The organism is Deinococcus metallilatus (assembly GCF_004758605.1).
Lineage (GTDB): Bacteria > Deinococcota > Deinococci > Deinococcales > Deinococcaceae > Deinococcus > Deinococcus metallilatus.
In genome coordinates, this window is record NZ_CP038512.1 from 2,911,401 (window position 1) to 2,932,500 (window position 21,100).

Below are 21,100 nucleotides of genomic sequence, written 5' to 3' on the forward strand. Positions count from 1 at the left end.
GCAGACACGGGCGGGCCGCCTACTGGCGGGTGATCTTACAGTCGCCTGCGCCCTCCACCAGCGTCCTGAAGGCGGCACCCTTGGGTTGACTCTCCAGCCGTTCCTTCAGGGCCTCCAGACCGGCCACCGTCTCCTTGAGCAGAAAGCCTTCGGCGGAACGCCAGCCGGGGCCACTGGGAATCGCTAGGCAGCCGATGACCCGGGCGTCACTGCTCCCCCCGAGCACTTCCGCCACATCGACGACCGCCACGAAGTCCTGCTCACCGTTGATGGTGAACTGGGCCGAATGCGGGGCCGCCCCGTCGGCGTCGTAGTCCCAGTCGCCACCCCGGTCCCTTTCCCCCGAATCTCGGAGGGTGATGGTCTGGGAGACCGCCTCCTTGTTCTTGGTGGTGCCGGTCAGCGTGAACACGTCACCCGCAGCGAAAGGGCCTTTCGGCGCCGCAGCGGGCGCACAGGCCGCGAGAAGGAGGGTGGGCAACAACAGAAACTTTTTCATCCTCTTCTTAAATTACACATGAAGTGAGGGATGTGTGGCCGCAAATGTGCAGTCTGCTCAGTGCGCCTCCGCCAGCGCCCGCACCACTCCGTCCTGCACGGCGCGCAGGGTCAGGATCGGCGTGTCTTCCGGCCCGTTCATCAGCAGGGCGAAGGCCAGGGTGTGACCACTTTTGCCCGTCACGTACCCGGTGAGGCTGCTCACGCCGGGGAGTGTGCCCGTCTTGGCCCGCACGTCCAGACCGCTGCCGCGCAGCCGCAGGGCCAGGGTGCCGCCGCGTCCGTCGTGCGCGGGGACATTCTCGCCGGTCCCGGCCTGCGCCAGGGCCTCGGAGAAGGCGTTGCGGTGCGCGGGGGAGGTGTGCCCGGGCAGCTCGGCCACGGGGCTTCCCACCGGGTAGGGCAGGTCGTGCATGACCTTCAGGAGCCCCACCAGCGCGCGGGCGGTCAGGCGGTTCTCGCGGCCCAGGCCGCTGCCGTCCACCAGGCGGACGCCCGTCAGGTCCACGTTCAGGCGGCGCAGCACCGCCCGCTCCCGCGCCAGGGCCCCGGGGAGCGTCCCGTCCCCGCCGGGTCGAACGGCGAGGGTCGCCAGCAGTTCCTCCGCGCGGAGGTTGTCGCTGGGGCGCAGGGTGGCGGCCAGCACGTGGAAGGGAGAGGCGCTGCGGACGGAGGCCACCCCCTCCTCGGGGCGATGCCCGACCGGGATGAAGGGATCGGGGGGAAGGGGCCTGCCCCGCTCATCGGTACGGGGAGGCGGCGTGTACCGCAGGAAGGCGGGGGCCGGAGTCACGGTGCTGGAGAGGACCCGGACTCCGGCGCGGCGCAGTTCGCGGATCAGCGCCGCTCCCATGCGGGCGCGGGCCTCGGCAGCGGAAGCGGGCGGCCGGTCATGCCACTCGGCCAGGCGGACGGCGGTCATGGGCACGCCCAACGCCAGCCCTTTCCAGGTCGCCGCGTCCAGCCCGCCCTCGTCCACCTGGACGGCGCGGGCCTCGCGGACGCCACGTGCGTAGACCTGCCGGGCCAGGGCACGCAGGCTGTCCGGGCCGTCCGTGCCCGTCAGGGTGGGATCGGCGTCCCCGCGCAGGGTCAGGTGCGACACGCGCGCCCGGCCCACCTCGGCGGCGGGCACGGTCAGTTCGGTACTCCACCAGCCCCCCGCCCCGCCCCGGTCCACCAGCACCGAGGCTGCCGTGACCAGCTTGACGTTACTGGCCGGGATCAGGGAGAGGTCCGCCTCCCGCGCCTCCAGCAGTTCGCCGGTGTTCAGGTCACGCACCAGCAGCCCGGCCTGCACCTTGTCCGGCAGCCTCGCCAGCGCCCGCCGCACCCCCGCGCTGAGGCCGGGGTCACGCCGCAGCGTCACCTGTTCGCCCACCTCCGGCGCCTGCGCCCGCGACCCCGGCACCCCGGCGCAGAGGCTCAGGCAGACGAGGCACAGGGGAAGGAGGCGGCGCACAGAAGGCAGGATAAGGCTATTCCTGGCCTGCGGCCTGTCACATGTGGCTGTTGGAAAGACAGCGCCCTTTCACGGGTCACGCGCCGCAGGCTACGAGCCCTTCCCCTCCGCCTGCATCCGCAGATACATCTGGTACTGCGGCGCGCCCCCCAGCATGTTCTGGCCGCCGTCCACCGGCAGGATCACGCCGGTGATATAGCTGGCCGCGTCCGACACCAGAAAGAGGGCCGCGTTGGCGATGTCCTGCGGCACCCCGAAGCGGCCCAGCGGCACGGTCGCGGTGAACTGCTGGCGGGTCTTCTCGTCGGGGGCGAGGCGGGCCATACCTTCCGTGCCCTCGATGGGGCCGGGAATGATCGCGTTCACACGCACGCCGCGCAAACCCCACTCCACCGCCAGCGTCTGCGTCAGCGCGTCCACACCCGCCTTGGCCGCCACCACATGCGCCTGCATCGGCACCGGCACGCCGTAGGCGCTGATGCTGAGGATGTTCCCGCCGGGCACCCTGAGATGGGGCGCACAGGCCTTGATAGTGTTGTAGGTGCCCAGCAGGTCGATGTCCACCACCGTCTTGAAGCCGTTGGGGGAAATGCCGTCCACCGGCGCCGGAAAATTCCCCGCCGCGCCGCAGATCACGATGTCGAAGGGGCCGAACTGGTCTGCGCCCGCCTGCGCCGCCGCCTGGAGAGCGGCAAAGTCGCGCACATCGGCAGAAACACCGAGGGCGCGGCCTCCCGCCTCCTCGATGCCGCGCGCCGCGTTCTGGGCCTTTTCCAGGTTGCGGCCCAGGATGGTCACGGCGCAGCCGTGCGCGGCGAAGCTCCGCGCGATGCCGAGATTGATGCCGCTGCCGCCCCCGGTGATCAGCGCGTGCTTGCCGCTGAGGAGGTCGGGGCGGAAGGTGGTGTCGGGGTCGTGGGGCTGGGTCATGGTGGGGCTCCTTTGGGGAAAGCGATCAGCTCTCAGCCGTCAGCTTTCAGCAAGAGATGGACGCTTTAGCTTTTGCTTTCGGGTGCTGACCGCTGAGGGCTGACGGCTGAAAGCTTCAGTGCCTCCACCGTCATATGCCGCGCGTTCCACTCCACGGCGGCGGCGAGGCTCTGGGCATGGGGCAGACCGTCCGCGAGGATGCGTTTGGTGCCTTCCACGGCCTTGGGCGGCAGCGCGGCCAGCCCGGCAGCCAGGGCGTCCGCGCGGGCATACAGCGCCCCGGCGTCCGGGTGGACCTCGGTCACCAGGCCCCAGCGTTCGGCGGTGGCCGCGTCGATGGGGTCGCCGGTCAGGGCGAGGTGCGCGGCGCGGCCCCGGCCGATCAACTCCGGCAACCGCTGGAGGCCGCCCAGGTCCGCCGTGATGCCCAGCTTCACTTCCGGCAGGCTGAAGCGTGCGCCCGCGCTGCACAGCCGCAGGTCACACGCGGCCGCCAGTTCCAGCCCCGCCCCGATACACCAGCCGTCGATGGCGGCGATGACGGGAATGGGGAGCGCGGCGAGGCCCTCGATAGCCGCGTGCATCCCGGCCACCACCGCCGCGAACTTCGCGGGGTCGCCCAGCGCGGGGGCGATCACGGGCGCGGTCGCCCCCAGGTCCAGCCCCACGCTGAAGGCCCGCTCGCCGCGCACGATCAGCGCGCGGGCCTCCCCCAGTTCGGAGAGCGCCTGCGGCACCTCGCGCCAGGTCGCCGGGCCAAACGCCCCCTTCGGATGGATGAAGGTCAGGGTCGCCACCTGGCCGGAACGGGAGAGGCGCAGGCTTTCATAGGTCATGGGGAAAGTGTACCCGGTTCAAAAAGGGTGGGGTGAAGAGGACGCCGCCAGCCCCCAGTTCTGACCGTCCCTTCCCCGGCAAGGCCACGGCGGAGTGCCGGGCTTACGACCGGATGCCCCGGCATCTGCCAGAGTGACCGTGATGCGAACAGTCGTGGCGGGCATTCTGGAACGTGAGGGGCCGGGCGGGGTGCGGCAGGTGCTGGTGGGGGCGCGGTCCTCCCCGGCCTGGGCGGCGGGCCAGTGGGAATTTCCCGGCGGCAAGGTCGAGGACGGCGAGACGGTGGCCGAGGCCCTGATCCGCGAGTGGCGCGAGGAACTGGGCACCGAGGTGGAAGCGGGCGAGGAGGTCTACCGCCGCGAACTGGACACGCCCATCGGCGCCTTCACGCTGGTGGCGCTGCGGGTCCGCCTGCTGTCGGACGAGCCGCGCCCGCTGGAACACCGCGCCCTGGCCTGGGTGGCTCCCGCCGACCTGACGCGCCTGCGGTTGCTGACGAGCAACGTGGCCATCGCGGAGGCGCTGAACCGGACGCCCTGACGCTCCCTTCAGGCCACCCGTTCCGCCCCGAACACCCGGCTGGGCCGCGCGTACTCGTCCTGGGCGGCCACCAGTTGAATCTCGCGGGTGCCCGCGCGGTGCGTCCGGTCCAGCACGGCGAAGAGGGCACTCATGCTGAGGCTGAGGGCGGTTCCGGCGTCCCCGGTCTTGAGGTAGTGGCCCAGGAACAGGGCCGCAATCGCGTCACCCGTGCCGTTGCGGGGCGGGTCCAGCGGGAGCAGCGGTGTGCGGCACAGCCAGGCCCCCTCCCCCGTCACCGCCAGCGTCTCGATCACGCCCTCCGGCGCGTCCTCCCGCACCAGGCTGGTCACGACCACGATCCGAGGGCCGCCCTCGCGCAGCGTGCCGCGCAGCATCCGGGCCGCGTCCAGGGCTTCTTGCAGGGTGGTCACGCGGCGGCCGGTCAGCAGTTCCAGCTCGAACTGGTTGGGTGTCACAATGTCCGCTTCGGGCACCGCCTGCGCGCGGATCAGGTCGGGCAACTCGGGCCGCACGAACACGCCGCGCCCCACGTCGCCCATCACCGGGTCGCAGCAGTACAGCGCGGCCGGGTTGGCGGCGCGCACGCGGCGCACGGCCTCCACGACGGCGCTGACGGTGCCCTCCGATCCCATGTAGCCGCTCAGGACGGCGGCACACTCGGAGAGCACGCCGCGCGCCTCGATGCCGTCCAGCAGATCCGCCACCAGTTCGGGCGGGAAGACGCTGCCGGTCCATTCGCCGTAGCCGGTGTGGTTGGAAAACTGGACGGTGTTGATGGTCCACACCTCGAAGCCCAGGCGTTGCAGCGGGAACAGCGCGGCGGCGTTCCCCACGTGCCCGTAACTCACCCACGACTGGATGCTCAGGATGTTCTGCGGAAGGGCCGGGGCAGAGGGGGAAGTCATGCGCCGAGGATACCCTCGGGGGTGGCCCTCTCCAGCACGGTCAGGGGGCCGAACTCGCGCGCCCACAGGTCGGCCTTGTCCCGCGCGCCCGCGAGGTCCAGGGGAGTCGCGCCGCTCACCGTGAGGGTCCAGCCGGGCGCGCTGCGGGTGAGGTTGTGGAGCCGCACCTCTCCGGCGTGCGAGCGATCCAGCCCGTCCGCGACGCGCAGCACGGCGGCCAGCCGCGCGACCAGGGCGCGGTCGGGGGCGGGCAGCGCGGCGTACTCAGGATGAGAGGACTTGGGGCCGCTCCTCCGGTGATAACGGGCCAGTTGCGCCACCAGTTCGATCTCGCGCGGGGTAAAGCCGCGCAGGCCCGCGTGGCGGATCAGGTACGCGGAGTGCTTGTGGTGCGCGCTCTGCACCACGATCTGCCCGACCTCGTGCAGCACGGCGGCGGCGGTCAGCAGGCTGCGGGCCTCCGGCGGGAACGTCTCCCCCGCCGCCTCCAGCCGGGCGAGGAGGTCGCGGGCCAGCGCGCTGACGTGCCGCGCGTGCGCGAGGTTCGCCCCGAAGCGTTCGGCGGTCGCCAGCACGCTGCGCTGCCGGGCGCTGAGGCCCTGCGCGTAGGCCATGTGCCGCCCCAGTTCCTCGATCAGCATCCCCTCGCGCAGCGCCCCCTCGCTGACGGTCGCCCGCTCGGCCCCCAACTCCTCCAGCGCCGCGTGCAGCACCGCCAGGCCCGCCACGATGGTATCCGCGCGGCGCTCCAGGCCGGGCAGGCGAATCCGCCGGGCGGCGCTGAGGCCGCGGATGCGTTCCAGCAGGGCCGCGAGATCGGCGGTGGTGACCGTCAGGCCGTTCACGCTGGGCGGCAGGGTATCGCCCCGGGCCGCGAGCAGGGCCGCCGCGGCCTCGGCGGTGCCGCTCGACAGGACGACGTGCGTGCCGGGCCGGACCCAGAAGCGGCCCAGGTGCGGCGCCAGGGCCGAGCGCACCGCGTCCTGAAGGGCGCGCAGCTCGGCCTTACTCGGCGGGTCACGGTGCAGCCACGCGCGGGTCATCCGAATGGCGCCCAGCGGGAGGCTCAGCACGTCCTCTGCCCGCTCAGGGCCGCCCCGCGCCAGCTCCAGGCTGCCGCCGCCCAGGTCGAGCAGCACGTTGTCCGCGCCGAAATCGACGCTGTGCGCCGCCCCCAGGTACGTCAGTTGCCCCTCGCGCTCCCCGCTGATGATGACGGGATAGACGCCGGTGCGCTCCCCCACGCGGGCCGCCACCTCGGGGCCGTTGGGGGCTTCGCGCAGGGCGCTGGTGGCGTACACCTGCACCTCGGGCACCCCCGCCGCCGCGCCGAGCGCCTGAAAGTGCGTGAGGGCCGCCGCCAGCCGCTCCTCGCCCTCCCGCGTGAGATTGCCCGCCGCGTCCAGGCACTCCCCCAGCCGGGTCCGGTCCTTCAGCGCGTCCAGCACGCGGTACCCGCCCCCCTCACCGCGCGCTTCCGCGATCAGCAGGTGACTGGAATTGGTGCCCACGTCCGCGACGGCGACCCTCATACCGAGCAGGGTAACCGCTGGCAGGCAGGCGGGCCAGGCTGGACCTTGTCTCCATTGATTGCATTTTGCAATTACTCATCGGGAACTGTGGCAGAGTGACGCGGTGGCCGAAGCTCCTTCCTCCCCGACTCTCCCGGCAGCGGAACTGGCGTTCCTGACCGCGCTGTGGGACGCCTGGCAGGCCCTCACGGCGCGGGGCGAGGCCGAGTTGCGCGCCCGGCATGACCTGGACCTGCGTTCCTTTATCGCGCTGGCCTACGTGCAGGGCGGCGCGGACCAGCCCGCCCAGCTCGCCCGTGACCTCGGCGTGCCCCGCTACGAGGTCAGCCGCGTGCTGCACGCGCTGGAGGCCCGGGGGGCGGTGACACGCGGCCAGGCCCCCACAGATGCCCGCCGCGTCACGGTGACGGTCACGCCGGGGGGCGCGGCGCTGTGGCAGGAGGCCCTCGCCACCGTGCGCGCCGTCACCGGCCCCGCGCTCGCCTCCCTCGGGCCGCAGGCCGAACAGCTCACCCGCGACCTGCATGTCCTGGCGCAAGCTGCCCGCTCTCTCCCCGCGCCGCCGGAGCCTGACCAGTCGGCTTCGCCGCTTTGCACGTCCCCCACGCAGGAGTCAGAATGACCACTTCCTCTTCCGACACGTCCCGTTGTCCCTTCCACGCCGTCACCGCCTCCCTCACCCGGCGCGACTCCCCCGCCTCCCCGACCGGGCAGGCCGTCGAGGTGGACGCCCGGGGCATCTACCGCGTTCACGATTTCCAGGCCTCGCGCGATGTCCTGCGTTCGGAGGGCGTGCGGCAGGCGGGCTTCATGTCCGAGGTCGCCAGCGGCGTGCGGGGCCTGGGCAACCTGCCGGTGCTGTTCGCGGAAGGCGAGAAGCACCATGAGATGCGCCGCTCGACCGCCCGCTACTTCACGCCCACCCAGGTCGCGGACTACCAGCCGATGATCGCCGCGCTGGCCGACGAATTGATCGCGGAACTCGCCCGCCAGGGTGAGATGGACCTCGACGACCTCAGCCTCAAGCTGGCGGTGAACGTGGCCGCACGGGTGGTGGGTCTGACCGACAGCCGCCTGCCCGGGCTGGAACGGCGCGTCGTGTCCTTCGTGGAGGGCGGCGGCGACAGCGAACCGGGGCGCGGGCAGCCCAAAAAAGGCCGATTGGCGGCCCGGCGGCAGCAGGCGCAGATGGCCCTCTTCTACTTTCTCGACGTGAAACCCGCGATTCAGGCCCGGCGCCAGGAACGCAAGGACGACCTGATCAGCCACCTGCTCGACCGCGAGTACAACGATGTGGAGATCATGACCGAGTGCCTGACCTACGGCACGGCGGGGATGGTCACCACCCGCGAGTTCATCAGCGCCGCCGCCTGGCACCTGCTGAAGAATCCGGAGCTGCGCGCCGACTACGTCCACGGCACCGAAAAGGAACGCCACGCCATCCTGCACGAGATTCTGCGCCTGGAGCCGGTCGTGACGATGCTCTACCGCCGCGCCGAGCAGGAGCTGACGGTGGAAGGCCAGACCATCCCCGAGGGCAGCCTGCTGGCCCTGAATATTCAGGAAGCCAACGTGGACCCGGAGGTCGTGGGTGAGGACGCGGGGCAGCTCTGCCCGGGCCGCAAGCTGCCGCGCGGCGTGCAGCCGCAGGTGCTGGCCTTTGGCGACGGCCACCACCGCTGCCCCGGCGCGTTCCTGGCGATCAAGGAGTCGGACGTGTTCCTGCGCCGCCTGCTGATGTGGAACGACCTGGAGATCGTCTCCGAACCCGAGGTCAGTTACAACGAGGTCGTGAAGGGCTACGAGCTGCGCGGCTTCCGTATCCGACTGGGAGGGGCAAAAGCGGCGTCCTGAAGATCGAACGGCGGCGGGGGGCTGAGGAGACAAGGGTTCTCCTCGGCCCCCTGCGGCTTGATCGTCTCAGACGCCTGCCAGCCGCACCTGCCACTCGGTCACGCTGGCCCAGGGCGTGAAGCCCAGCGCCACGTTGATGCCCAGCATGGCGGCGTTCTCGTTGGCATTGTTGGTGCGGATGAACCGCGCGCCGGGGCAGTGGGCGCGCAGGTGGCGCAGCATCGCCGCCTTGAGCCACTTGCCCAGGCCCTGGCCGCGCGCGGAGGGGCGCACGGCGGTCGCGCCCTGGTACACCAGCGCGGCGCGGTCGGGACTCCAGAAGACCTCGGTGTATCCGGCCAGTTCCCCGCTGCGGGTGTCCTCGGCGGCCATCAGGAAACGGACTTCCCCGGCGTCCTCGATCATGCCCTCCCAGGCGCGGATCATCTCGGGGGTGATGGTCCAGTCGTCCATCTCCAGGTCGCCGCGCGGGGCGGTGTTCATCACCATCATCATGTCGGCGGTGCGGGTCAGGAATTCGTCCGGCACACGCCCCCAGATGTGCAGGCGGTACGGGTCGCCATCCGGGCGGGTGGTCCAGGCGTCCAGCCGACTGTCCGCGACCTCCGCCATCACGAGCTGGCTCTGCCGCATCGGGAGGGCCGCTTCGGCCCCCAGGGTCCGGGCGAAGGCTTCCCCGGCGGGGGCCTGGCTGGTCGTGGCGAAGGTCACCACGCGGCGGCCTTCCTGCCGGGCGACCGCCTCCAGCGCGCGGCCCAGTTCGCGGCCCAGGCCCCGGCGGCGCCGCCCGGGATGAACGAGCAGCCGGGCGTGCGCGGCGTGCCGGTTCTGGGTCAGGTGGTAGTCCAGGCTCCCCCATCCGAGTGCCTGCTCGTGGTCCCACACCACGAAATGCGCGGTGGCTTCACCGGGCGTCACGTGCGTCAGGCTGACGGCCTCGCGCTCGGGGAGCAGGGGCGGGTCGTCCGGGTAGGCGAAGGCGTGGCAAGCGACCAGCAGATGGCCGACCGCCAGCCGCGCCTCCGGCGACGCGGCCGCCGGGTCGAAGGGAGAAACGGTCAGGTCGCGCGTCGTCATGCGCCCAGTGTGCGCTCCCCCTGTCAGGGGAACATGGGCCGAATGGCGGAGGGAGCAGGAAAGCCAGGCGGCTTAGGGCGGGACCGTCCTGGGCCACACAAAGCTTTTCTCGTATTCCTTGATGAGCCCGTTCACACCCCCGGGCCACAGAGCGGGGCGTTCCCCCGACACCCTGCAACCCGCTCAGACGCCCCGTCGCGGCGAGGGAGAAGGCCGCTTCGAGGTATGCCAGGTTCAGCGCGAAGTTCGGGATGTCCGCGTCCAGGTTGGGCGTGTTCTGACGCGGGGTGAAGCTGGGCGCCCAGGCCGTCAGGGCGGCGAAGCTGCGGAGGGAGGCTCTGAGCAGCCGATTGAACTCATGCCAAGACACGCCAAGCTAGCCAGGGCCACCGCAAAGTGCCGAGTCCGCCGAGGCGAAGTCCTACGCCAACTGCTCCTTCAGGAACGCCATCAGCCCCCGGATATGCTCCCGGTCGAAGCGGAAGTCCACGCCAGCGGCGTGGTACAGCTCGGGGACGGGTACCGTGCTGCCCAGGCGCAGGCTGGCCTTGTAGTTCGAGAGGGCCTCGGCCGGATTCTGCCGGGCCCCCCGCCAGATGCCGACTGCGGCGAGGTAACACATCGCATATTCGATGTAATAAAACGGCGCCCTGAAGACGTGATAGTACTGCCAGCCCTTCGCCCTCACGCTCTCGTCCAGGCCGTCCCAGTTCACGAAGGGGTGGAAGGTGCGGTCCAGTTCCAGCCACTTCGCGTCGAGGTCGGCGGTGGTGACGTTCTGGCCCGCCTCGGCGTAGAGCCAGTGCTGGAAGGCGTCCATCTGCGCGGCCCAGGGCAGGAAGGCGACCACGCCCTGAAGCTGCTTCTCGCGGTAGCGGGCCAGCTCGGCGGGCGAGAAGACGTGCCCGAGGTGGTCGAGCGTCAGGAATTCCATCGCCATCGAGGGAATCTCCACGAACTCGATGGGACTCCAGCGGTTCCAGACGAGCGGCTGCGCGCCCCCGCTCAGGAAGCCGTGGAAGGCGTGCCCGACCTCGTGGAACAGCACGCGCACGTCCTCGGAGGTGCCCACCACGTTCATCAGCACGAAGGGCTCGTTCTGCACCGGGAAGTACTGGCAGTAGGCGTGCGTCATCTTGCCGGGCCGCGACTGAAGGTCGAGCAGGCCGTCCCGCATTGAGCGGAAGCGCGCGGCCAGCTCGCCATCCAGGCCTTCGAAGGCCGTCTGCGCGAGGTCCTCCAGTTCCGCGCCCGTCTTGAATGGCTTCAGGGACGCGCGGCCTTCCGGGTCGAGCAAATTGTTGCGGTTGTAGTCCCAGGGGCGCACGCTGTCCAGGCCCAGGCGCGCGGCGATCCCGCCCATGATCTCGGCGGCGAGGGGGACCACCTCTTCACGCACGGCCTCGTGGAAGGCGCGGCAGTCCTCGGGCGTGTAGTCCACGCGGTCCAGGCGCCGCCAGATGAAGTCGCGGTAGCCGGGCAGGTCGGCATTCCAGGCAAGCTGCTGCCGCGTGCCGATCAGCTCCAGCATCAGCGCGTCGAGGGCAGGGGCGACGCCCTGGTTGCTCGCGGCCAGCGCCCGCCACGCCTCCTCGCGCTCGGTCCGGTCGGGACTGTCCATCTGCTGTTTGGCCTGCGGGACGGTCCGTTCCTCGCCGTTCAGGATGACCTTCTGGTTCCCGGTGATCACGCCGTGGCGGTTCATCTGCGCCTCGTGGGTGACGCCCAGTTCGACGTTCGCCTCGCGGAAGAGGGCGGCGGCGTCACGGAAGCGGCGGTAATTGAGCGCGAAGTCGGGGGCAGGTGTGTAACCGGGCACCGCCAGCAGCTTCTCGGTCAGGGCCTGCTCGGCGCGCTGGGCCTGCGGCGAGACTTCCTCCAGAAACTTCGCGTACCGTGCCTGAATGGCCTCGTCGTCCGTGTGCAGGTCGGCGTGGGTGGCGAGCTTGTTTCCGGCCTGCCCCACCTCCGCGTCCAGGGCGCTCCACTCGGCCAGCCAGGCGGGGACCTGTTCCGCCGTCAGGTCCGCGCTCAGGAGCCCCGCGTAACGCGGCGCGTAGGTGTCCCAGCGGGTCTGTTCGTCGGGAACGCTCAGCACGCGCTCGACAGCATTCAGGGTTGTGGTCATGCGCCGAGTCTAACGCCCGTTAGGGATACCCGGCGTAGGCTGGATGGCGGAGCCGGGAGAGCAGGTGGGCACAAGTGGGCGGAAGGCAGCCGGGAATGAGAAGATACGACGTCTATGAAAGGCCCTGTCCCCTCGCTGCTGCTGGCCGCCGCCTCCGGTGCGGTCGCGGCGCTGCTGACCTGGAACCTCTTGCAGAAGTCTCAGCGGAAGAAGCGGCACGGGCAGGAGAAACCGGTGCAGTTCGGAGAGATCGACGTGCAGCGCATCAACGTCCGGGAGGCGGACAGCACGCTGCGTCTGGTCATCTCCAATCGGGGGCGTCTGCCCGGCGCGTACAACCGTGGCAGGGAATACGCCCATCTGCGGGAACAGGCGGGCCTGCTCTTCTTCAACGACGAGGGCACCGAAAACGGCGGCCTGATCTTCGGTGGTCAGCGGGGCGCAGATGGTCAGGGCAAGCATGGCCTGCACCTGAGCTTCGACCGGTACGAGCAGGATCAGACGATCTTTCTCAGCTCGGGCGAACTCTTTACCGGCGACGGCGTCAGGCAGTACCGAACGCTGAACATCGTGGACAGGCCCGAGTGGCCCATCAAGGAACTCGTCGAAGTGACGCAGGGGAAGCAGGGCGAGGAGCTGGAGCAGGCCGTCAAGGGCTTTTTTCAGAACCACGAGGAGGCTCAACCGCGTCTCCTGCTGGGCAAGAAGGCGGATCAGACGGTGGGCCTGCGCCTGTTTGACCCGCAGGGACGCCCCCGTCTGGTCTTGCAGGTCGATCCACAAGGGACGCCGGTCTTGCAGTTTCTGGACGAGGCCGGTCGCACTGTCAAGCAGTTGCCGTGAAGGCGGCCTCCACGCTGCTTGCTGGCGGTTAGACTCCCCCCGTGAACACGTCCGCCCCCACCTCCTCTCCCTCCATCCTCGTCATCGTGGGAGGCAGCATGGCCGCCGTGAAGGCCCCGTCGGTGCTGCGGCGCCTGCGCGAGCGGGGCGCGCGGGTGCAGGTGATCGCCACGCGGGCCGCGCTCGCCTTCATCACCGAACTCAGCCTGGCGACCGCCGCCGATGGGGAGGTGGCGACCGACACGACCTGGTTCGAGGCCCGGCCCGACGCGCAACACCTGACCCTGGCGCGGGCGGAAGCGGTGGTGATCGTCGGCGCGTCGGCGGACCTGCTGGCGCGGGCAGCCCAGGGCCGCGCGGACGACCTGGCCTCGGCCACCCTGCTCAGCGTGGAGGGGCCGGTGCTGTGGGTGCCCGCGATGAACGAACGGATGTGGCGGCACCCGGCGGTGCAGGCCAACGTCGAGCGGCTGCGCGGCTGGGGCCAGACCTTCCTGGGGCCGGAGGTCGGCTCGTTCGGCACACGCGGCGAGGGCGCGGGGCTGGGCCGCATGGCCGAACCGGAGGACATCGCGGCGGCCACGCTCGCGCTCCTGCACCCGCCCCACTCCCGCGATCTGGCAGGCGTGAAGGTGGTCGTCTCCGCCGGGCCAACGCGCGAATATCTCGACCCGGTGCGCTTTATCAGCAATCCCTCCAGCGGCAAGATGGGCTTCGCGGTGGCCGAGGAAGCGCGGGACCGGGGTGCAGACGTGACGCTGGTGACCGGCCCGGTGAACCTCCCCGACCCGCCCGGCGTGGACGTGGTCCGCATCGAGACGGCGCTGGAACTGCGGGACGCGGTGCTGGCGGCCGCGCGGGACGCGCAGATGGTCGTGATGACAGCGGCGGTCGCGGACTACCGGGCAGCGGAACGCTCGGATGAGAAGCAGGCGAAGGTGGCGGGCGATGTGACCATCCATCTCACGCCCAACCCGGACATCCTGGCCGAATTGGGGCGCCAGAAGGGGGACCGGGTGCTGGTGGGCTTCGCGATGGAAACGCACGCCGGGGTGGAACGCGCGGCCCTCAAGGCGCAGCGCAAGAACGCCGATTTCATCCTGCTGAACTACCCTACCCGCGAGGGCACGGCCTTTGGCGGTGACGACAACGAGGTCACGCTGGTCCGCCCGGACGGCACCTCCGAAGCCTGGCCGCGCCTCAGCAAACGCGAGGTGGCGAGGCGGCTGCTGGACGAGGCCGCGCGGGTCAGACAGAAGGCGGAAAGCTGAGGGCAGAAGGCCGAGAAAGCAAGACTTCCTTCACAACCTCCACTCCCCACTCCCCTCATTGCATTATTCAGCGTATATACATACCATAGAGGGAATGCTCAGCAAGGAACAGCGTCAGAAGCGCATTCAAGACATCATCGCCCGCGACGCCATCTCCACGCAGGGCGAGCTTGTCGAGCGCCTGCGCGCCGAGGGGATACAGGTCACGCAGGCGACGGTCAGCCGGGACATCAACGAGTTGCGGCTGGTGCGGCTCCCCATCGGCAAGGGCCGCCACCGCTACGCGCTCGCGCAGGTCGCCGGGCACGAGGGCGTGGAGGAGGAACTGGGCCGCCTTTTCCAGAACTTCGTGCGTGACGTGGACCGGGGCGAGAACGTCCTGGTGATCCGCACCGCCGACGGCCACGCAACCGGCGTCGCCCTGCTGCTCGACCGCCTGCGCCGCGACGACATCGTGGGCACCATCGCGGGCGAGGACACCATCTTCGTGGTCGCCCGCACGACCGCCGAGGGTGAGGCGCTGATGGAGGAGCTGCACGCACTGATGCTGGGGTGAGGGACGCGGGAAACCCCTCACGTCCGCCTGGCGTTGAATGCTCCTCCAACGGACGTTCCCAGCAGAATGGCCGCGTCCATATCCGGCAGGCCGTGGACAGCGGCTTGCCCCTCGTGGATCACCTTGACCCGACAGGCGTTACCCAGTCTGCTGCTCAGGCCTTCCCGCAGCGCATCTTCCAGCACGATTCCGGCCAGAGAGCCGTAAAAACTGCTGGCGGCCGATGCAGCGGCTATCCTGCCCCTCTCATCCAGGTGGGCGGAGAGACTCAAGGCAAACTGCCTGGCCTGCTGGTCTGCCGGAACCGTCTCTATCAATGTCTCCAACAGAAACCTCAAAAGTCGCCTGCCATCGCTGATGCCATACGGGGTGGGGAGTAGGGGCGCAGGCTGCAGCGCCATCACCTCGCCCCCCAAGACTTCCGCCCAGGCCCATTTGACGGCGGTGTGTCCGGCGTCCAGAACGACCACCGGACCTTCCCGGTACTGTCTCGCCGCGCCGTGCAGCATCAGTTGGCGCGGCTGTGGGAACAGGTGCAACCGCACGTCGGCCGCGCCCAGTCGCGGCAACCACTCGCGGGCCGTGGAAAAGAGCTGCTGCCCGAGCAGGCCGCTCAGCACGCCGCCCCCCAGAATGATGTCGTTCACACGCCGCCAGCGTTCCCAGTGCGCGTCAGGCCACTCCGGGCGGGCCGCGCGACTTTCGGGTGGGGCCAGGTTCAGGGTGGCGACGACAGCCGCAAGGGCCATGCCCAGGTCTTCCGCAAACGCGGCGTCTTGCCAGTCACCGCGCTCCAGCCGAGCATTCAGTGCTCGCGGGTAGAGACTGCACACCTGCATTTTCTCGGCGTGGACGGCCTGCACACACTCTCTCAGGAGGTGAGAAGGGCCAGGCGTGTGCCGACGGCCGAGAAACTGCCGGGGCAGCCTCTTGAGGCAGAGCCGCGCGATGTCCCGCTTCCTCACGGCGGGGCCGCCCGGAAGGTCACGCATGTCCAGCTCGGCCCGCAGCTTCGGCGCGATACTCCAGGTGGCCAGCCACTCATGGGCCAGGCTTCCCGCCATGCCGTCCGGCAACCCGTCAAAGTCGGCGATGGTGACGCGGTTCAGGCCGGGGTTGAAGGTCATGGAAACACACGTCCCGGGCGACTTATTTTTCCCCGCGTCCCGTCACGGCACGTCCTCCTCATCCAGCACCGGAATATTCCCCACCGGGAGCTGCACGTGCGCGGTGGTGCCCCGGCCGACCTCACTTTCCAGCCAGATGCGGCCGCCGTGCGCGTCCATGATCCCCTTCGCGATGCTCAGGCCCAGGCCCGCGCCGCCCTGGTCGCGGCTGCGGCTGTCCTCGACGCGGTAGAAGCGGTCAAAGAGCCGGGCGAGGTGTTCGGGGGGAATGCCGGGGCCGTCGTCCTGCACGCTGAGGCGCACCTCCTGGCCGTGCTCGGCGGGCTGGCTGATCAGCGTGATGTGCCTCGATCCGGCCTTCAGGGCGTTGCCGACCAGATTGATGATGACCTGCTTGAGGCGGTCGGGGTCGCCCTCGAAGGCCACGTCCTCCCCCCGCGCGACGAGTTCGGTGCCCTGCGCGTGGGCGAGCGGCATCAGTTCACGCGCGATCTCGGCCAGGAACAGCCCCGAGAGGATCGGCTGGTGGGTCAGGGCCAGCGCCCCGCTGTCCGAGCGGGCGAGTTGCAGCAGGCTGGCGATCAGGTTGGTCAGCCGCTCGGACTCGCGGCGGATGATGTTCAGGCTCTCGCGCTGCTGCTCGGTGGGGTCGGTGCGGCGCAGCAGGTAGCTGGCGTGCCCGCTGATCGCGGTGACCGGCGTCCGCAGTTCATGGCTGGCATCACTGGTAAAGCGCCGCTGCGCCTCGAAGCTGGCTTCCAGGCGACCCAGCATGGCGTTCAGGGCGTGCGCGAGGGCCTGCACCTCGTCCCCGGTCCGGGGTTCGGGCACGCGCTCGCCCAGGTTCTGCCCGCCGATGCCCTCGGCGGCGCGCTGCACCTGGCGCAGGGGCCGCAGCGCCTGTCCGGCCAGCAGGTACGCGCCCACCCCCGCCGTGATCAGGCCCACCAGGAACAGCACCAGAATCACCCGCTGGAGCTGCGAGAGCGTGTAGTTCAGGGTGCTGAGGTTGCGGCCCACGTACGTGAGGGCGAAGCTCTCGCGCGGAAACCCCAGCACCCCCGAATCCTGTTGCACCGACCCGAGCGTCACCAGCACCCGCATGGGCGTCACGTCGCCGTAGGGTTCCTTGACCAGGCGGGTGATGGTCAGGCGCTGCTCGGGCGAGCGGATCAGGCGCGCGAACTCCTCATCGGTCAGGCGGATGGGGGCGTTCGGGTCCAGGCCGATCAGCGGGCGGCGCGTGCTGTCGCCCAGCCGCCGCAGCGACGCGAACAGTTGCCGCCGCTGCGCGTCCGTCTTGGCCTCGGCCAGCGCCTGCGCCAGCGTCTCGGCGTCATAGAAGGGCAGCTCCTCGATCTGAATGGCGGCATTCGGAAACAGGTACCGGGCGGTGGAGAGCTGGAGGGGCACGCCCCCGCCCAGGTTCTCCCCGCTCTCCGTGGGCGGCGTCAGGTCGAGCTGGCTGAACAGCCGCGTGAACTGCCGGTACGTGTCCAGCAGGTCGCGGTCGATCCCCAGCAGGAGGTTGTTCCGCATCAGGGCCAGCGTCGCGACCGCCACGACCGTCAGCAGCACGGCCAGCAGCGCCGTGTAGAACAGCGTGAGCCGCCCACGCAGCGTCACGGCCGTTCCCCCTTCCAGAAGCGGCCGGGCGCGTCAGGCAGTCCCCTCACACCCGGCAGTCTAGCGCCCCCCTCCAGGCCACGCCCGAACTTCACTCCTCGCGCAGCACGTAGCCCACGCCGCGCACCGTGTGGATCAGGCGGCGCTCCCCGCCCTCCTCCAGCTTGCGGCGCAGGTAGCCGATATACACGTCCACCACGTTGCTGCCCCCGGTGTACTCCGGCCAGACCTTCTCCTCGATCTCGAAGCGGGAAAAGACCTTGCCGGGATTGCGGGCCAGCAGTTCCAGCAGCTCGAACTCCTTGGCGCTGAGCTCCACCCGGCGGCCCCCCCGGAAAATCTCGCGGCCGTCGAGGTTCATCACCAGATCGGCCACGCGCACCTCGCCGGTGACGGCCGGGTTCACGCGGCGCAGGTGGGCACGCACGCGGGCGAGGAGTTCCTCGATGGAAAAGGGCTTGATCAGGTAATCGTCCGCGCCCGAGTCCAGGCCCTCCACCTTGTCCTGGATGCCGTCCTTGGCCGTCAGGATGATGATCGGCGTGTTGCTGGTCTTGCGGATGCGGCGCGCGACCTCCAGCCCGTCCAGCACCGGCAGCATCAGGTCGAGGATCACCAGGTCGGGGTTCACTTCCCGAAACTTGCTGAGGCCGGTCACGCCGTCAAAGGCGACCTCGGTGGCGTACCCCTCGGCGGCCAGTTCGAGTTCTATAAAGCGGGCAATGTCTTTTTCATCCTCGATCACGAGGACCAGCGGCTTGCGTTCCATACGGTCAGTCTATGGACCGTTCTCATGAGAAGCCCGCCCGGGTGCTTAACCGGTTTTCATCCCATCGGTCACAGCGGCAGGCGGCAACGTCACGGTATAGGCGTGGCAGTCCGGGCCGAAGCCCCGGAGCGGTGGCAGCGAGCGGGCCAGCAGGCCTCCCGGGGCGAGCTGCCGCGCCACCTGGGCGCACACCAGCGTCTCACCCGGCGTCGCCGCATCACACAGTCGCCGGGCATAGTTGACCGGCAACCCGTAGGCGCTGAGCTGGCCCCCGACCAGCCCCGTGATCACCGGGCCGAGCGCGACTCCCGCCCGCACCTGGAGCTGCACCCCCAGCGCACCCGCCAGGCCCAGGCGCACCGCCCGCTCATGGGCCTCCAGGGCGGCCGTGACGCCGAACCCGGTCCGCACCGAGGGCCACAGCGCCAGCACGGCGTCGCCCTGGTGCTGCAACACCTGGCCTCCCCGCGCCTCGAAGCTCAGGATCAGGACCTGCACGAACTCGGCCATCAGGGCCGCATACGTTTCCAGCGGCAACTGGTGGGCCAGGCGCGTACTGCCCACCAGATCCACCATCACCAGGCAGGCGGCCTGATGTTCGCGGTCACGCGCGGGCAGGGGCAGGAGCAACTCGGCCATGATCGGAGGTCTTCATCATGACGCAGATCACGTTTTTAGTAAAGTCCCATCACCCTCACATCAACTGCGCCGCCCACGTGCCCCGGCGGCTAGAGCAGGAACCCGTGCAGCGGCGGCAGCGTCCGGAAGGCGACCCACTCGCCCACCTGCACCGGCGGCAACGGCTCGAAGGCCGCCAGCACGAGGGGAACCCGCGCCCGCACCACCCAGACCTGCCGGGCGGCGTGCAGCACCTCACCTGTGCCCTCCACCCCCGAGATGCCCACCACGGTCAACGTCTCCGGCGTCCCACGCTCCTCCCCCGGCGTGAGACGGCGCGTTCCCGCCAGGTCCAGCACCCCGTGCACGACGACGCGCGCGAAACCCGGGCGGGCCACGTAGGGGCCGGTGCGGTCGAACAGGTACAGCACCCGGCCCCCGGTGGCAAACTCCAGCAGCGGGCTGCCTTCCGGCTGGGGATACAGCTCTCCCTCAGCGGCGAACGCGGCATAGCGGGAGGCGAATTCCGTCTCGGAACTCTCCAGCATCAAGGCTTCCATCCCTTCACGGCACGCATCCGCGTGATTCTAGCGTTCACCCGCTTCCCCGGCGCCCTCACGCCCTCATCCAGCCAGCCCAGCCTCCAGCCAGTCCAGGCCGGGCCGGGGCTGCCCCGCCGCGTCCAGCAGCGCGTCCGCCCGCTCCAGGGCAAAGGTGCCCTCCACCTCACGCAGGACGTGAATCAGGACCAGCCCCACCAGCCGTTCCAGCACCGCCCAGTTCACGGTCCCGGGGGCCTGAGCGTCGCGCGCCCGGCGCAACAGCGTCAGCGCCAGCCATTCGTCTCCGGCCGTGAAGGCCCGGGCCGCTTCGGGCGGGACCAGCCCCCTCAGGTCAGGGTGCGCCACGTCACGTCCAGCACCACACCCGCCAGCATGGTCAGGGCCAGCCACATGTTCGCGTCGAAAAAGGCCACGTTCACCCGCGCCAGGTCCTGCGGATTCACGATGCGGTGTTCGTACAGCAGGATGCTCCCCATCGCCAGTGCCGCGAGGTAGTACCAGAAGCTCGCGCCCGTCGCCACCCCCACCGCCAGGAGCAGCAGGAACGTGAGGGCGTGGCTGGCCGCCGCCAGCCGCAGGGCACGCGGAATGCCGAAGCGGGCGGGAATGCTGCGGATGCCGTGCGCCAGGTCGAAGCGGTAATCCATCGTCGCGTAGATCACGTCCAGGCCGATCATCCAGAAAATCACGACCGCCCAGAGCAGCCAGGCGGCCGGGGCGAAGTGGCCGGTCACGGCGATCCAGCCGCCCGCCGCCGCCGCGCCGTCGGTCACGCCCAACCAGGCATGGCACAGCCAGGTAAAGCGCTTGGTATAGGGGTAGCCGATCAGGAACACCACCGCCAGCGGCAGCAACGCCACACAGAGGGGGTTGAGCTGTGCCGCCGCGAACACCAGCACAATCAGGCTGAGGGCCACCAGTCCCCACGCCTGGGTCGGGCTGACCTTCCCGCTGGGCAGCTCCCGGCCCGCCGTGCGCGGGTTGTGGGCGTCAATCAGGCGGTCGATCACCCGGTTCGCACTCATGGCGGCGGTCCGGGCGGCCGCCATCGCCACCGTCACCCAGACCAGGGTGTGCCAGCCGGGCCAGCCCGTCCCATTCACCTGCATGCTCGCCAGCAGCATGCCCGCATACGCAAACGGCAACGCGAACACCGTGTGCTCGAACTTCACCAGATCCAGATAGGTCTTTACCCGCGCCGCAGCCCTCACAATGCCGCAGGATACGCCTGACCCGGCCCATGGGCGGCAAGCGAATGCACACACCTGCGCGCGGCTCTGCTATCATGCTCCCCGCGCGGACGTGAACGAGGCGTAGCGCAGGCCGGTAGCGCACTTGGTTTGGGACCAAGGGGTCGCTGGTTCGAATCCAGTCGCCTCGACCAAGCTGGACGCAGTTCGCGCGCAGCACGCGGGATTGGTGTAGTGGTAGCACAGCAGCCTTCCAAGCTTCTGGCCTCGGTTCGAATCCGTGATCCCGCTCCAGGCTCTGGCCCCCGCAAGGGGGTCAATTCTTACAGGCACCCTTAGCTCAGTTGGATAGAGCAACCGCCTTCTAAGCGGTCGGTCAAAGGTTCGAGTCCTTTAGGGTGCGCCACGAAAAACCCCCGCTTGGTGCGGTGGGTTTTTTTATAAACCATCGCCGTTTGCCTGCACGGTTCAGCTTGGAAAGCGCGGGGCGACCCCCTGTTCGAGTCACCCGTGCAGTGCCGGGTCAGTTGAACATGCGGCGCAAGTCGGCGGTGTACTTGGCCAGCTCGTGGGGCGGCGCAAAGGCCTCGGCGGCCTTGAGACGCAGTTCCAACACCTCATGCTCGTGCGGGTCTATCCGCAGGTACTGGTTGGCCAGCAGCACCACTCGCTGATGATCCCCCTCGGCCTCATACCGCGCCATCTGGTTGCGCAGCTCGAAGGTCAGGGCAAGCAAGGCTTCATCCCGCACCAGCTGTGCCCACTCGCTCT

Annotated in this window: 22 protein-coding genes and 3 tRNA genes (1 of these 25 running past the window's edge); 9 read left to right on the plus strand and 16 right to left on the minus strand. The window is 69.8% G+C overall.

Features of this window, described 5'->3' with window-relative positions:
* Positions 1-19: 19 nt before the first annotated feature.
* The 4 genes from E5F05_RS20245 to E5F05_RS20260 all read right to left on the minus strand — a co-directional run bounded on the left by E5F05_RS20245 (position 20) and on the right by E5F05_RS20260 (position 3,726).
* Entirely contained in the window at positions 20-499 is a 480-nt protein-coding gene (locus tag E5F05_RS20245; protein WP_129120454.1) for a hypothetical protein, read from the minus strand.
* Positions 500-556: 57 nt separating this feature from the next.
* A complete protein-coding gene (locus tag E5F05_RS20250; RefSeq protein ID WP_129120455.1) occupies positions 557-1,960 on the minus strand; it encodes a D-alanyl-D-alanine carboxypeptidase/D-alanyl-D-alanine-endopeptidase in 1,404 nt (467 codons plus the stop codon).
* A 90-nt stretch (positions 1,961-2,050) separates the two neighbouring features.
* A complete protein-coding gene (locus E5F05_RS20255) occupies positions 2,051-2,890 on the minus strand; it encodes an SDR family oxidoreductase (RefSeq protein ID WP_129120456.1) in 840 nt (279 codons plus the stop codon).
* Between the two features lie 65 nt (positions 2,891-2,955).
* Positions 2,956-3,726 carry an enoyl-CoA hydratase-related protein gene (locus tag E5F05_RS20260; RefSeq protein ID WP_129120457.1) on the minus strand — a complete coding sequence of 257 codons (771 nt, stop codon included), beginning with the start codon at positions 3,724-3,726 and terminating at the stop codon, positions 2,956-2,958.
* Between the two features lie 142 nt (positions 3,727-3,868).
* Here E5F05_RS20260 and E5F05_RS20265 point away from each other — a divergent pair, with 142 nt between their 5' ends.
* Positions 3,869-4,267, plus strand: coding sequence for a (deoxy)nucleoside triphosphate pyrophosphohydrolase (locus E5F05_RS20265; protein WP_129120458.1), 399 nt, complete (start codon positions 3,869-3,871; stop codon positions 4,265-4,267).
* An 8-nt stretch (positions 4,268-4,275) separates the two neighbouring features.
* Here E5F05_RS20265 and pdxY read toward each other — a convergent pair whose 3' ends face one another.
* Together pdxY and E5F05_RS20275 are read right to left on the minus strand one after the other, a co-directional pair.
* Positions 4,276-5,175 (minus strand): pyridoxal kinase PdxY, encoded by a 900-nt coding sequence (gene pdxY / locus E5F05_RS20270; RefSeq protein WP_129120459.1) that lies wholly within the window; start codon positions 5,173-5,175, stop codon positions 4,276-4,278.
* Positions 5,172-6,707, minus strand: coding sequence for a Ppx/GppA phosphatase family protein (locus E5F05_RS20275; protein ID WP_129120460.1), 1,536 nt, complete (start codon positions 6,705-6,707; stop codon positions 5,172-5,174). The genes pdxY and E5F05_RS20275 overlap by 4 nt, the downstream gene beginning before the upstream one ends.
* Positions 6,708-6,810: 103 nt before the next feature.
* On the opposite strand from E5F05_RS20275, the gene E5F05_RS20280 reads away from it, so the two are divergent.
* Together E5F05_RS20280 and E5F05_RS20285 are read left to right on the plus strand one after the other, a co-directional pair.
* The gene (locus E5F05_RS20280) at positions 6,811-7,329 is read left to right on the plus strand and encodes a MarR family winged helix-turn-helix transcriptional regulator (protein WP_164973574.1); all 519 of its coding nucleotides are present in this window, start codon (positions 6,811-6,813) and stop codon (positions 7,327-7,329) included.
* The gene (locus E5F05_RS20285; RefSeq protein WP_129120462.1) at positions 7,326-8,561 is read left to right on the plus strand and encodes a cytochrome P450; all 1,236 of its coding nucleotides are present in this window, start codon (positions 7,326-7,328) and stop codon (positions 8,559-8,561) included. Before E5F05_RS20280 ends, E5F05_RS20285 begins: the two co-directional genes overlap by 4 nt.
* 66 nt (positions 8,562-8,627) lie before the next feature.
* Here E5F05_RS20285 and E5F05_RS20290 read toward each other — a convergent pair whose 3' ends face one another.
* Together E5F05_RS20290 and E5F05_RS20295 are read right to left on the minus strand one after the other, a co-directional pair.
* Positions 8,628-9,638 (minus strand): GNAT family N-acetyltransferase, encoded by a 1,011-nt coding sequence (locus E5F05_RS20290; protein WP_129120463.1) that lies wholly within the window; start codon positions 9,636-9,638, stop codon positions 8,628-8,630.
* 421 nt (positions 9,639-10,059) lie between these two features.
* On the minus strand, positions 10,060-11,766 hold the full coding sequence (locus tag E5F05_RS20295; RefSeq protein WP_129120464.1) for a M3 family oligoendopeptidase: 1,707 nt from the start codon (positions 11,764-11,766) through the stop codon (positions 10,060-10,062).
* 114 nt (positions 11,767-11,880) lie between these two features.
* On the opposite strand from E5F05_RS20295, the gene E5F05_RS20300 reads away from it, so the two are divergent.
* The 3 genes from E5F05_RS20300 to argR all read left to right on the plus strand — a co-directional run bounded on the left by E5F05_RS20300 (position 11,881) and on the right by argR (position 14,436).
* Entirely contained in the window at positions 11,881-12,609 is a 729-nt protein-coding gene (locus E5F05_RS20300; RefSeq protein ID WP_129120465.1) for a hypothetical protein, read from the plus strand.
* Positions 12,610-12,707: 98 nt separating this feature from the next.
* Entirely contained in the window at positions 12,708-13,880 is a 1,173-nt protein-coding gene (coaBC, locus tag E5F05_RS20305) for a bifunctional phosphopantothenoylcysteine decarboxylase/phosphopantothenate--cysteine ligase CoaBC (RefSeq protein ID WP_221274471.1), read from the plus strand.
* A gap of 94 nt (positions 13,881-13,974) precedes the next feature.
* Positions 13,975-14,436, plus strand: coding sequence for an arginine repressor (argR, locus tag E5F05_RS20310; RefSeq protein ID WP_129120466.1), 462 nt, complete (start codon positions 13,975-13,977; stop codon positions 14,434-14,436).
* A 17-nt stretch (positions 14,437-14,453) separates the two neighbouring features.
* Here the strand turns inward: argR and E5F05_RS20315 are convergent, their stop codons facing one another.
* The 7 genes from E5F05_RS20315 to mqnP all read right to left on the minus strand — a co-directional run bounded on the left by E5F05_RS20315 (position 14,454) and on the right by mqnP (position 20,350).
* Positions 14,454-15,563 (minus strand): hypothetical protein, encoded by a 1,110-nt coding sequence (locus tag E5F05_RS20315; RefSeq protein ID WP_129120467.1) that lies wholly within the window; start codon positions 15,561-15,563, stop codon positions 14,454-14,456.
* Positions 15,564-15,605: 42 nt separating this feature from the next.
* Positions 15,606-17,189 carry a sensor histidine kinase gene (locus tag E5F05_RS20320; protein ID WP_129120468.1) on the minus strand — a complete coding sequence of 528 codons (1,584 nt, stop codon included), beginning with the start codon at positions 17,187-17,189 and terminating at the stop codon, positions 15,606-15,608.
* Positions 17,190-17,280: 91 nt separating this feature from the next.
* The gene (locus E5F05_RS20325; protein WP_010887388.1) at positions 17,281-17,958 is read right to left on the minus strand and encodes a response regulator transcription factor; all 678 of its coding nucleotides are present in this window, start codon (positions 17,956-17,958) and stop codon (positions 17,281-17,283) included.
* 45 nt (positions 17,959-18,003) lie between these two features.
* Positions 18,004-18,597 (minus strand): adenylate/guanylate cyclase domain-containing protein, encoded by a 594-nt coding sequence (locus E5F05_RS20330; protein ID WP_129120469.1) that lies wholly within the window; start codon positions 18,595-18,597, stop codon positions 18,004-18,006.
* Between the two features lie 89 nt (positions 18,598-18,686).
* Positions 18,687-19,124: a hypothetical protein gene (locus E5F05_RS20335; RefSeq protein ID WP_129120470.1), complete on the minus strand. Its 438-nt coding sequence runs from the start codon at positions 19,122-19,124 to the stop codon at positions 18,687-18,689.
* 75 nt (positions 19,125-19,199) lie between these two features.
* The gene (locus E5F05_RS20340; protein ID WP_129120471.1) at positions 19,200-19,484 is read right to left on the minus strand and encodes a hypothetical protein; all 285 of its coding nucleotides are present in this window, start codon (positions 19,482-19,484) and stop codon (positions 19,200-19,202) included.
* The gene (gene mqnP, locus E5F05_RS20345; protein WP_171029518.1) at positions 19,466-20,350 is read right to left on the minus strand and encodes a menaquinone biosynthesis prenyltransferase MqnP; all 885 of its coding nucleotides are present in this window, start codon (positions 20,348-20,350) and stop codon (positions 19,466-19,468) included. The genes E5F05_RS20340 and mqnP overlap by 19 nt, the downstream gene beginning before the upstream one ends.
* A gap of 96 nt (positions 20,351-20,446) precedes the next feature.
* Here mqnP and E5F05_RS20350 point away from each other — a divergent pair.
* From E5F05_RS20350 to E5F05_RS20360, 3 genes are all read left to right on the plus strand, one after another.
* Positions 20,447-20,523: transfer RNA gene (locus E5F05_RS20350), tRNA-Pro, on the plus strand.
* 26 nt (positions 20,524-20,549) lie between these two features.
* Positions 20,550-20,623, plus strand: a tRNA-Gly gene (locus tag E5F05_RS20355).
* Between the two features lie 35 nt (positions 20,624-20,658).
* Positions 20,659-20,735 (plus strand) — tRNA-Arg (locus tag E5F05_RS20360).
* Positions 20,736-20,852: 117 nt separating this feature from the next.
* Here E5F05_RS20360 and E5F05_RS20365 read toward each other — a convergent pair.
* Positions 20,853-21,100: the 3' end of an SARP family transcriptional regulator gene (locus tag E5F05_RS20365; protein WP_129120473.1), read on the minus strand. It continues 1,630 nt past the right edge of the window; the window shows 248 of its 1,878 coding nt (coding positions 1,631-1,878); its start codon lies beyond the right edge, outside the window; the stop codon is at positions 20,853-20,855.

Coding starts and splice junctions, on each gene's coding strand:
- coaBC (WP_221274471.1), top strand. CDS start 12,708: ATGGCCGCCGTGAAGGCCCCGTCGGTGCTGCGGCGCCTGCGCGAGCGG.
- E5F05_RS20330 (WP_129120469.1), bottom strand. CDS start 18,597: ATGGCCGAGTTGCTCCTGCCCCTGCCCGCGCGTGACCGCGAACATCAG.
- E5F05_RS20315 (WP_129120467.1), bottom strand. CDS start 15,563: ATGACCTTCAACCCCGGCCTGAACCGCGTCACCATCGCCGACTTTGAC.
- E5F05_RS20260 (WP_129120457.1), bottom strand. CDS start 3,726: ATGACCTATGAAAGCCTGCGCCTCTCCCGTTCCGGCCAGGTGGCGACC.
- E5F05_RS20265 (WP_129120458.1), top strand. CDS start 3,869: ATGCGAACAGTCGTGGCGGGCATTCTGGAACGTGAGGGGCCGGGCGGG.
- E5F05_RS20295 (WP_129120464.1), bottom strand. CDS start 11,766: ATGACCACAACCCTGAATGCTGTCGAGCGCGTGCTGAGCGTTCCCGAC.
- E5F05_RS20325 (WP_010887388.1), bottom strand. CDS start 17,958: ATGGAACGCAAGCCGCTGGTCCTCGTGATCGAGGATGAAAAAGACATT.
- pdxY (WP_129120459.1), bottom strand. CDS start 5,175: ATGACTTCCCCCTCTGCCCCGGCCCTTCCGCAGAACATCCTGAGCATC.
- E5F05_RS20245 (WP_129120454.1), bottom strand. CDS start 499: ATGAAAAAGTTTCTGTTGTTGCCCACCCTCCTTCTCGCGGCCTGTGCG.
- E5F05_RS20335 (WP_129120470.1), bottom strand. CDS start 19,124: ATGCTGGAGAGTTCCGAGACGGAATTCGCCTCCCGCTATGCCGCGTTC.
- E5F05_RS20275 (WP_129120460.1), bottom strand. CDS start 6,707: ATGAGGGTCGCCGTCGCGGACGTGGGCACCAATTCCAGTCACCTGCTG.
- E5F05_RS20255 (WP_129120456.1), bottom strand. CDS start 2,890: ATGACCCAGCCCCACGACCCCGACACCACCTTCCGCCCCGACCTCCTC.
- E5F05_RS20300 (WP_129120465.1), top strand. CDS start 11,881: ATGAAAGGCCCTGTCCCCTCGCTGCTGCTGGCCGCCGCCTCCGGTGCG.
- argR (WP_129120466.1), top strand. CDS start 13,975: ATGCTCAGCAAGGAACAGCGTCAGAAGCGCATTCAAGACATCATCGCC.
- E5F05_RS20290 (WP_129120463.1), bottom strand. CDS start 9,638: ATGACGACGCGCGACCTGACCGTTTCTCCCTTCGACCCGGCGGCCGCG.
- E5F05_RS20285 (WP_129120462.1), top strand. CDS start 7,326: ATGACCACTTCCTCTTCCGACACGTCCCGTTGTCCCTTCCACGCCGTC.